The 10,482-nt window shown below is 41.3% G+C and carries 6 protein-coding genes; 1 reads left to right on the plus strand and 5 read right to left on the minus strand.

Annotated elements, in window-relative coordinates; genetic code table 11:
- Positions 1-158 precede the first annotated feature (158 nt).
- Positions 159-1,532, plus strand: a complete 1,374-nt coding sequence (gene mnmE / locus HMPREF3002_RS07525) for a tRNA uridine-5-carboxymethylaminomethyl(34) synthesis GTPase MnmE (RefSeq protein ID WP_037607860.1) — start codon at positions 159-161, stop codon at positions 1,530-1,532.
- Between the two features lie 294 nt (positions 1,533-1,826).
- On the opposite strand, the gene HMPREF3002_RS07530 is transcribed toward mnmE, so the two are convergent.
- From HMPREF3002_RS07530 to HMPREF3002_RS07550, 5 genes are all read right to left on the minus strand, one after another.
- A complete protein-coding gene (locus HMPREF3002_RS07530; RefSeq protein WP_070665921.1) occupies positions 1,827-2,639 on the minus strand; it encodes a PrsW family glutamic-type intramembrane protease in 813 nt (270 codons plus the stop codon).
- A 115-nt stretch (positions 2,640-2,754) separates the two neighbouring features.
- On the minus strand, positions 2,755-3,723 hold the full coding sequence (locus HMPREF3002_RS07535; RefSeq protein WP_070665924.1) for a DUF6287 domain-containing protein: 969 nt from the start codon (positions 3,721-3,723) through the stop codon (positions 2,755-2,757).
- A gap of 574 nt (positions 3,724-4,297) precedes the next feature.
- Positions 4,298-5,788: an ATP-dependent nuclease gene (locus HMPREF3002_RS07540; RefSeq protein ID WP_070665927.1), complete on the minus strand. Its 1,491-nt coding sequence runs from the start codon at positions 5,786-5,788 to the stop codon at positions 4,298-4,300.
- A 10-nt stretch (positions 5,789-5,798) separates the two neighbouring features.
- Positions 5,799-8,429, minus strand: a complete 2,631-nt coding sequence (locus HMPREF3002_RS07545; protein WP_070665930.1) for a DEAD/DEAH box helicase family protein — start codon at positions 8,427-8,429, stop codon at positions 5,799-5,801.
- 2 nt (positions 8,430-8,431) lie between these two features.
- Complete coding sequence (locus HMPREF3002_RS07550; protein WP_070665932.1) at positions 8,432-10,303, minus strand: DNA methyltransferase; 1,872 nt, start codon at positions 10,301-10,303, stop codon at positions 8,432-8,434.
- Positions 10,304-10,482 lie beyond the last annotated feature (179 nt).

The following is a 10,482-nucleotide window of genomic DNA, read 5'->3' on the forward strand; positions in this document are numbered from 1 at the left end:
GACCTCCTTTTATATTCTATTACAGTATAGCATATTCTGTAAGAGATTTCACTAATTAATTGAAACCCTTTCCAAGTTTTAGTTCTAAAAGCAAAACCTTGCCCGTCTGCTGACTTTACGATAGAATAGAGATGAATCTACAGGAAAAGAGAAATGACATGATTACTAAAGAATTTGATACCATTGCTGCCATCTCGACTCCTCTCGGTGAGGGGGCTATCGGGATCGTCCGCTTGAGCGGGACAGACAGTTTTGCCATTGCTCAAAAAATCTTTAAGGGAAAAGATCTAAGCAAGGTGGCTAGCCACACGCTCAACTACGGTCATATCGTAGATCCTGATAAGGACGAGATTCTCGACGAAGTCATGGTTGGAGCCATGCGCTCGCCGAAGACCTTCACCCGTGAGGACATCATCGAGATCAATACCCACGGCGGGATTGCCGTAACCAATGAAATCCTACAATTGGTGATCCGTGAAGGCGCTCGATTAGCTGAACCTGGTGAGTTTACCAAGCGGGCCTTTCTGAACGGTCGGGTCGATTTGACCCAAGCCGAAGCTGTCATGGACATTATCCGCGCCAAGACTGATAAAGCAATGAACATCGCCGTTAAGCAACTAGATGGTTCCCTGTCTGACCTCATCAACAACACGCGCCAAGAAATTCTCAATACCCTGGCCCAGGTCGAAGTCAATATCGACTATCCTGAGTACGATGATGTCGAAGAAGCAACCACTGAGATCATCCGCGAAAAGACCAGTGAATTTGAAGCCCTCTTGACCAACCTCCTCAAGACTGCCCGTCGCGGTAAGATCTTGCGTGAAGGGATTTCTACTGCTATCATCGGTCGACCAAACGTCGGCAAGTCCAGTCTCCTCAACAACCTCCTGCGCGAAGAAAAAGCTATTGTTACCGATATCGAAGGAACCACCCGTGACGTCATCGAAGAATACGTCAACATCAACGGCGTTCCCCTCAAACTAGTCGATACGGCCGGGATCCGGGAAACCGAAGACATCGTCGAGCAAATCGGTGTCGAACGTTCGAAAAAAGCCCTCAAGGAAGCCGACCTGGTCCTCCTGGTCCTCAATGCTAGCGAACCCTTAACCGATCAAGATCGCCAACTCCTTGAAATCTCTCAAGACAGCAACCGTATCATCCTTCTCAACAAGGTCGACCTCCCAGAGAAGATCGAAATCGACCAACTGCCGGAAGATCATATCAAGATTTCCGTTCTAAAAAATCAAAATATCGATCAAATCGAAGACCGGATCAACGCCCTCTTCTTTGAAAATGCTGGTTTGGTCGAGCAAGATGCGACTTATCTCTCTAATGCTCGTCACATCTCCCTTATCGAGAAAGCTGTGGAAAGCCTACAAGCGGTCAACGAAGGCTTGGCTCTCGGTATGCCGGTCGACCTGCTTCAAGTCGACCTCACCCGCACCTGGGAAATCCTCGGAGAAATCACAGGGGATGCTGCTCCAGATGAGCTCATCACCCAACTCTTCAGCCAGTTCTGTCTTGGTAAATAAATCCATTTTAAGATCCTATACTCTTAGAGACTTTCCTTAGGTGAGTACGGACGTCAGCGAACTTCGAAGAAGTTCCATGACTTAGTTTTGAATCTAACGTTTCAAAACTCCCGAGTGCTTGAAACAACAATGTTTCAAGCACTTTTCTCACGGCGGAAAGTCTCAAATATTTCTTTCAAAATAGAATTTAGTTTACAGCTATAGTATCACTCAGTTTATACAAAAGTAGAAAAACAATGTGTCCAAAATAACAAAAATGCGTATGTGTCCAAACATACGCATTCTTTTTTTGTTTTATTTTTCTTGTTCTAATCGCTCGACGGTTTGATAAGCTTGGTAGATTAGGAAGAGCCCAGTAGCATTCAAGACTGGAATCGCAATCGGCAACTCGGTCACGATTTGTGAGAAGGGTGAATTGCCAACAAAATGGAGTCCAAACCCTGCTACTAAATATCCCCAACCTGCTAGACCTAGATCCTTGCGTCCTCTGCTTGCTTGGACAATCAAGAAGAGCCCCAGCATGACAAGACCTGTGTAGACCCAGTGAGACATAGGCGCATTAGCCACACGACCGAGAATTCCTGACACCGTGTAAGAGAAACCTTCCGGCAGATCCTGACGGATATAGGCAAAATCCTCCACGATCTGGAAACCAAGACCAGAGGCAATCGCCAAGAGGAAGATCGACTTGATGCGACGGACACTGAACAAATAGAGGACAAAGAAGATTGGAATCAACTTAAAGGGTTCCTCAAAGAGTGGCGCAGCGATGGCACTCTCGTACTGGTTCCAAAAGTCGCTATTTGGAGCGATCGCTTGAATCATGTCATGGAAATAGGTATTAGCAAAGCTAGACAACCAACCGGCAACAAAGCCCCCTCCTAGCAGAGAAAAGAGAATCGGTACCCAAGACAACTTCCACTTCTTAGCAAAATGAAAGAGGGCCCAGACAGCAGGAAATGCATAGACCAAAAGGATCAGGGTAGAAAGTCCCACAATCCCGTACTGACTGCCAGACATCCAGCCTTCTGTCAGCGACTGGGTCTCATAGGCTAGGCCGATCGCTAGCAAGAGTAAATAGAGAAACAAAATCGATTTGCGTTTCATAAAAGACCTTTCTAAAGTGAAATGAAAAAGGCTGGAAGACCAGTCTTTTCCGTGTACTATCATTGTAACAGGATCAGCTTAAAAAAACAATAAACTGAGCTTTCAAATCTAGCTCCTACTTCAATACAGCTAGGATCTGGCGAATCATGTCTGGATCCCCATCTGGCAATGTCACCGTTTCAGCATGGTCCAAGATCCCTTGGGTAAATTGCGTCATAAACTCTTCACTATTGAGTTCATCCGCAGACTGTTGCCAATGGCTCGGTACAGGATAGATGGTCACCGTCCCATCACCGTTGGATGCATAAGTCACATGACCTTCTGCAGAAATTGGTGTAAACAACTGACGAACATCTTTAGGATAGTCAACTCCTAGCCCACCAAAGTAAATCTTTGTACCAGCACTCTTTTCATTAATACTCAATTCTGTCGGTACAGACTTGATCACATAAGCCCAGACACGCGCAGCTTCAACCTGAGCAGCGGTGTAGCCTGGATAATCATTCTGGTCTGCCTTCTTCGAAGAATTGACCTCACCATCCGAACGAGTATTCCACTTCTTGGCCTTACTCGTCTTAGACGTACTACTGCTATCGTCTGTATCTGCTTGCTCCCGATCTTTCGGTTGCTCTTTCTTGCGATAGTAGAAATTGTCATCATCGCCATAAGCCGGCGACTGACCCGCCCAGATCCGATCCTTGGACTTATCCGAAGCATCGTCTTTGCCCGCTTTCTGACCCTTTGGAAGGAGCAAGAGACCGTAGCCTCCAACACCTGACTTAGCACTGACCGTCATCTCAGCAATCTGGTCCTTCTGCTTAAAGCTCGATGCATTGAGTTCAACATCCTCGCTAACCAAGCCCTTGTCATCAAAAACCAGCTCATTGCCACGACCATCGATCCAAGTCCCCTTGATGCTCGAGTAGTCCTTATCTTTGATCGCTTTCAAGTCCATGCCGGACCGCTTCTTTTCCGAAGTGCTGGTCTGCTTGGTGTCCGAGCTCTTAGGCATTACCGTCCTCTGAGGACGACCACACGAAACCAAGACCAATGCAGAAAGTATCATTACAAAACCTTTTTTCATATCAATCTCCCTTCACACACCTACTATTTTAGAAAAATAAGAAAGGATAGTCAATGGAAAAGGGGAAAAGAAAGCTACGATCAAACGAAACCACTTCTGACATTCATTTATCTATCAAAAAAGAAGCTCGAACTTGCGAGCTCCCATATCTTCACTGTTTTATAGATTAATGTTTTTTAGTTGTTTTCATTGTTTCTATTGTACCAGGATCAGCTTAAAAAAACAATAAATGGCCACGGAAATGGCGACTGTGACTCAACTTCATTCAAAAATGAAGATATTCTTTCAATCCATTCTCCCGTTAAGATAGCGATCTGTTTTATTGTCTGCTTGCCAGCTCTCATAGAATTTAAATACACGCCCCGTGAAGGGAGCGACCAGAGCACCCCATTATTTCAGAAAGCGACTTAACTATTTCAATCCACGGCAAACCGAAGTCCGTCACGCTAATCTTCGAATAGGCGCAGGAAGTTTACCGCCAAACATACTTGGAGCTCGAAAAATGGCGTTGTATCGGGCGTAGTCGCTCATTCTCAAACCACTAGGAGCGAATGGCGGTGCGAAGCTATTTTTATCAATAGTTATCTGTATATATTTTCATCATACTCTCAATAGAGGTGCGAATTTCACCAATTGTTGGTTTATTTCTGCTGCAGCCTTCTGGTAGCGACTCATCATTGCCAGGATGATCAATATAGTTTCTGATATACGAACTCATAGTCTTGTCGACTCGATCATCTCTAGGGTTTTTGTTTTGATGGTTACTATCGACTAAGTTGCTAGAATCTTGTTCAATAAGCCAGTCGTCAAAACTGGCTATGCTTCCACCAACTGTTCGATTACCTCCATCATAAGTTTTATTATCTTCCCTCGCTTTATTATGTAATAAACCAAAAAGTTCGTTATGAAACTCCTCGCTGACTACACCAAAAGCCTTATAATTGATTTCTCCCCAAGACGGACTATAAGGGAATAAATTTAATTGAATATCTTCTTCGATATTAATCGCATGCTCATTTCTAGAAAAAATGCTTAATTTGTTTGTGCTACTATTGAAATTTTTCAATAGATATGGAGAATGTGTAGTAATAAATATTTGATGATTGTTCGATAATTTATTCAATGATTGAAGCAATTTATCCTGAGCGGATGGATGTAAAAATGTTTCAGGCTCATCTATAAAAAATAAAATAGGTTTGGTAATTTCTCTAGATTCATCTCCAATTTGTGAATAAACCTGAATCAATGTTAGTGCCAAAGCTCTCTGCATCCCCGTTCCTTTTTCAGAGATATCTGTTTGAATGCCATTATCTTCCAGTAGAATTTGTCCAGTTTTGAAGAAATTATCGATCGTTGGTATGCCGAAAGAAAAATTCACTTTCGTCTCCCCATACTGAGCTTTCATAACTTCCTCTATTCTAGACTGTAGACCATTTAAAACACTTACCAATCCTTCATCTCCAAAGGTTTCTTTATGGGCCTTTTCGAAGTCTAGCCACTTATCAGATTTTCTGAAATTTTCGGTAATATTATTAATTAATTTGCTTACTATCGTTGTCGTTTTTCCAAAGTTATTATATTCGTCACTATTTATGTCAGACCAAACAAACTGCGAATCAAACAAAGCTGAAACTGTATCTCCGACACCAAAAGGATTTTCAAAAATTCCAGTTTCTGGATTGAAAGCTGAGACATTCTTAATAGAAATATCTTTTTCTTTTCCTCTACTATCTTTCCAGCTACTAAGCTCTGAACTTTTTCTGATTCTTAGTTTTGAGCCGTTGATAAGGTAGGGTTGAAACTTTTTCAAATCATCTTGCTCTAGAAAGTCGGCTAAATTTTCACCTTCAAGTGTTATCTCTACCGAGACATCCTCATCTTCTTTTCCTTTTGTAATCCATCCGTCTTTTGTTTTCGCAGACTTAAGAAACTCGATAGCTCTAAAAATTGTCGTCTTGCCACAATTATTATTACCAACAAAATAGTTTACTCCTGAATTGAAGGTTAATTCTTTCACACCTTCAAAGCACCTGAAGTTTTCCAGTCTCATTTTCGAAATATACATTTTACCCTCCTTATAACCCTCTCAACTCTTCCCTCACCAGTTCCTCGCTCACCGCATGATTATAAAACGGCAAGCCAATAATGCGATAGCGATCATCATCCACCAGCGTTCTAGCTTCATCTCGTTCAGATATTTGTAGAAGGAATTTCTGTTTCCAACCTTCCTTGCTATTTTTAAAAGTATTGTCACTATCTAAGAACTGACCACCCTTTGGTTCGATGAAAATCTGCCAAGAGACATTTCCCGTTTTCTTATCGTTCGCAAACATCAGAAAATCAGGCTCGAATGCACGCCCATCTTCAAAGCTATAAATCTTAACAGCTTTTTCATTGCGAAGCAAGTAAATATCCGTCCACTTTTCTTCTAAATCCGCCATCAATTCCTTAATAACTCGAACCAACATTTTTTCTTCGTCAGTTCCAAAGTTGTCATCATAAGCATACCAATCAAAAGTATCCAAATCTTCGAAATACTGGGTTTCTGTGCGGTTTTTCTGAGACAATCCGAACTCCGCATCACTTCCTTGATTAACTGTGAATTTACGCTTGATATTTACCTCGAATAAATCCTGAATTCTATAAGCCGTGAACTCATTCGAGCCATAGAACCTTTCTTCAAGTGCCACCAAGTCTTTTTCGATATAATGTAAGAGTTTTTCAGCGATAAATAGTTTGTGCTCTTGGCTCAGTTTATCTACCGCCTTTTTATCTCCCTCGATAATCAATTCGATGTTTTCCAGCATCATGATAAAGCCATCGAGACTTGGTAGACCAGGAAATGCCTTGCTAAGGTTTTCGAAAGTATAGACTTTATTTCTGTTGATTGCTGCTCGAACAACATGCGGTTCAATCTTCTTGCCAAACTTGTAAGGCAAACTGACAATATCTTCCGAGACCAATAAAATATCTTCACCTTCAAAAGCACTAATATCACGGCTGGATTTCGTCGGCAAGCTCACCTCAAAACGAGTCGGAATAATAGAATCATCCAAGAGAGATAGCTGTTGCTTCTCAGCCAACTCTTTTCGGCTCAAAAGCTTATTCATCCAAACAAGCCCGTCCGTATAAGTGCGAGTCTTCTTGAAACTGTCTTTCAAACGAAGTTCACGCTCTACCAAGTTTTGGTCGTCGTAAATACCAGACTCACGCAAGACTTGCTTGAGCTCAGAAATATAGCGTGGATTGTTAGCAGAGTGATAGTGAAGTTGTTCAATGACACGCAGTTCATGAAGCTCATTTTCATCGAATTTTCGAGTGTATTTCTCATCTAGATTATCGCCAAAGACAAATGGATAATAGCGAGCGCCACGTCCAATCAATTGCTTTTCAGCGTTAGTCGTTGAACCCGCCACAAAGCCATTCTTGGTTACTTTTCCATCACGAGTGTCATAGAGACGGACAATATCGAAGAGATTCAGTACGTCCCAGCCCTCGTTGAGCATATCTACAGCAAAAATCGCTCGAATCTCATTTTCAGGATTTTCAAGTGTATTCAATTCCACCAAGCTATTGCTAGTTTTATTTTTTCCATCAATCAAGAGCAGGCGTTCGAGACGAAAATCTTCTTGCAGTTCTGCTATCAAATCTTGGTCTGATAACCCTGATTGATCAAAAAAGTCAAAAGCTTGTTTCAAAATGCCGTCTTGGGCTATCTCACGCTGAGCGACAATTTGTTGCACACTTAGATTTGTCAGCAAATCCAAAAAACTATCCAGATTGCCCTTGCTCTCTGCAATCTTCTGTGATTTGAACATGACTAGAGGTTTCAAGTTGATGCCGTTTTTTAGAGCAATTTTTTTGCGGAACTGACTGATAAGAATAGCTTGGAGCATACGTGCCGACACGTCACTATCCACCAGATGAAAAAGAACATCTTTGGAATACTTATCCAAGCGAAACTCTTTCAGATCATACTTATAAAGCAAATGCTTTTCGTACTTTTGGGCAATATCCTTGTTATTTAGGTCAATAGTTGCCGTAAATTCTAATAGACTAGACTTTTTAGCCGTCTTTTGAATGTTTTCAATGGTTGATGTCCAGCTGGTGTTATCCTTTTTCTCGCCTGCATTCAGCCCTGCATTAAGATGGTGGGCTTCGTCAGCTAATAACACAACTGAAATATCTTCGAACTGCTCATAAGACAAGCGATTTTCTCTCGGCGTGTTCAAATCTTGGTGGAGCTTTTGAATAGTCGTAAAGACAATGTTAATCGCATTTGGATTACTATCAGAAAAATCCGTAACCTCTCGCACAGGTATAACTTGATTATTGAGTACGATTTTTTCCGCAAAGAGATACTTGCTTGCTCCAGCTGTCAAAAAGTTATCACGGGTTTTCGTCAAGATATTCTCATTATTTACAAAGAAAATGAAGTTGCGCTCCCCTTGTTGATATTTTTCAAGAATGAGACCGGCCATGAGAAGAGTCTTGCCCGATCCTGTCGCCATATTATAGAGGACATGCTCGGGACTCAAGCGATTTTTGGTATCTTCCTTGTAATGTAAATACCGCCCCAAGGCTTCCTTCTGGTAGGCACGAAGAGGGTATTTGAGGTTTTTCTCAAGTTCGGTTGGAACATTTTCCTTGAAGTCAATAAAACCATTGGCACTTGCCATGTTATAGATTTCGTATAGAAATTCCATGATTACTCCTCCCCGTAAAAGGCCCGGTTAAGAGTTTTTTCTTGTGGAGAAATGGCAAAGCTACTATCCTCTATATCACTATAATTAACATAAAGGTTATTATTATCGATAAGTTCTGACAAGACCTGCTTTTGTTCTGCCAAACTCAACTCTTTAAACTCAGCTTCTTTCAATTTTTTAGGATCCACACGGTAAGAAAGGAAGGAGGACGTTTTTGCCTTATTGAATAATTCAAGCAATTCCTCGGTCGTAGTTGCTTTCAAAATCGACTCTTTAAAATCTTGAGCATCATTTTTTAATTCTGCATAAACGAATGAACCACCGCCTTGCCAGTTGACGTCTTTTGAAATGCCACCTTGCTCACCAGCAATAACCTTTTTCAAGCGTTCTACTGAAACAGTCTCGATATAGTCCATCTGCTCGATACCAATATATTGGCGGCTCATCTTGTGGGCGACGGCTTGCGTAGTTGCTGAACCCATGAAGAAGTCAAGTACTAAGTCACCTTCATTTGAGCCAATTTGGATAATGCGTTGAATGAGTTTTTCAGGTTTTGGGGTGCCAAAGGCACCACTACCAAGTAAATCTTTCGCCTCTTTTTTTGAAGTCCTATTAGTTCCAACTTCATCATTTTTCCATATCGTTTCAGGTGGAATTCCAGTAGCATTATCAAAGTACGTTCTGAAATAAACACTCCAGCCCTTACTTCCTTTAACAAATTCTAAAATATCTTTTCGTTTATTTACCGTCGTTTCACCCCACCTCCAACGTCCATCACTATCATCCGCATTTTTAGGATATACGACAGTGCCGTCCGGTGCTGTTATCCCGAAGTACATTGTTGGACGCAACTCTCTGTACCCATCAACCCCCATTGCTCTTAAAGGCTTTAGGTAATATGGATTTCCATGTTCGTCAACTTTATTATAGTGTGATGGTATCTCCTTAACCATAAGCCTGTTTATTGCAACTGTTTCTTTGTTTTTTGCGTACACTAACAAATGGTCACTTCTTGACGAAAATAATTTTGAGTCCATCTTGGGGCTATCTGATTTTTCCCAAGTAATATCAACAATGAAGTTTTCCCTTCCAAAAACTTCATCAGCTAATACTTTCATATAGTGAGACTCACTATCGTCTAAAGTAATCCAAATAGAACCATTTTCGGCGAGTAATTGTTTAGCGACTTGCAGACGATTTTTGATAAAGGTCAACCACGATGAATGATTGAAACTATCATTATAACCAAAACTATCCGAACCTGTATTGTAAGGTGGGTCAATAAAAATCAACTTCACTTTCCCTGCGAAGCGTTTTTTCAAACTATGTAAAGCAACGAGGTTATTCCCCTTGATGATAAGGTTATCCATATCGCTCAGTTCTGTCACCTCATGCTCGCCATCAACGTCAAATCGTTTGAAATTAGTCAGTACTTTATCATCCAAAAGGCGGTTGATTTCCGTTGGTGCAAGGGTTTCGTTAAAGAAAATCTCCTGACGTTTGGCATCGTCCTTGGTCTGCCCACCTTCTAATACACAGTCTTTATAAGGGAAATTGAGGACAACTTCGTTATTTTCTGACAAGTAGCGATTATCGCTAGTCGCAAGCCCAATCTTGGTCTTGTATGCCGTAAAGCTATCAGGCAAAAACTCCTTATTATTGAGGAACTGCAGAAAAGTATCTTTTTTGAAAATCAAGATACCTTCTTCAAGTGTGCTGAAAAAGTGGTTTGAAATAGTAGGCTCACTCATCAAAAGATTGAGTAACATAGAATCATATTGTCTTGCCAGTTCTGCCAGTTTATTCTTGTTTAGTGCGCCCTCTACTAAAAATTCTTCCTTCTGCAATAGTAGTCGCTCTAGTTCTTGCTTCATAACCTTAGGTTTCCTCTCAATTTTTTCATCAAAGGAGCTATTAGGATTCCTTAGTTATGAATATAATTAAGGAAGAGAGCTCTCTTCGGATTTATGTTTTAACTATATTATAGCATATTGGAAGCGATTTTTTGAGACAAGAAAAAGCCCACTCAACCACTGCGTCTTGCTCGACAATC

Origin of the sequence: Streptococcus sp. HMSC065E03 (assembly GCF_001815045.1) — a bacterium.
Taxonomy (GTDB): Bacteria; Bacillota; Bacilli; order Lactobacillales; family Streptococcaceae; genus Streptococcus; species Streptococcus parasanguinis_AD.

Excerpts from the sequence above, each read along its gene's own strand:
- mnmE (WP_037607860.1), top strand. The coding sequence starts at position 159 with ATGATTACTAAAGAATTTGATACCATTGCTGCCATCTCGACTCCTCTC.
- HMPREF3002_RS07530 (WP_070665921.1), bottom strand. The coding sequence starts at position 2,639 with ATGAAACGCAAATCGATTTTGTTTCTCTATTTACTCTTGCTAGCGATC.
- HMPREF3002_RS07535 (WP_070665924.1), bottom strand. The coding sequence starts at position 3,723 with ATGAAAAAAGGTTTTGTAATGATACTTTCTGCATTGGTCTTGGTTTCG.
- HMPREF3002_RS07540 (WP_070665927.1), bottom strand. The coding sequence starts at position 5,788 with ATGTATATTTCGAAAATGAGACTGGAAAACTTCAGGTGCTTTGAAGGT.
- HMPREF3002_RS07545 (WP_070665930.1), bottom strand. The coding sequence starts at position 8,429 with ATGGAATTTCTATACGAAATCTATAACATGGCAAGTGCCAATGGTTTT.
- HMPREF3002_RS07550 (WP_070665932.1), bottom strand. The coding sequence starts at position 10,303 with ATGAAGCAAGAACTAGAGCGACTACTATTGCAGAAGGAAGAATTTTTA.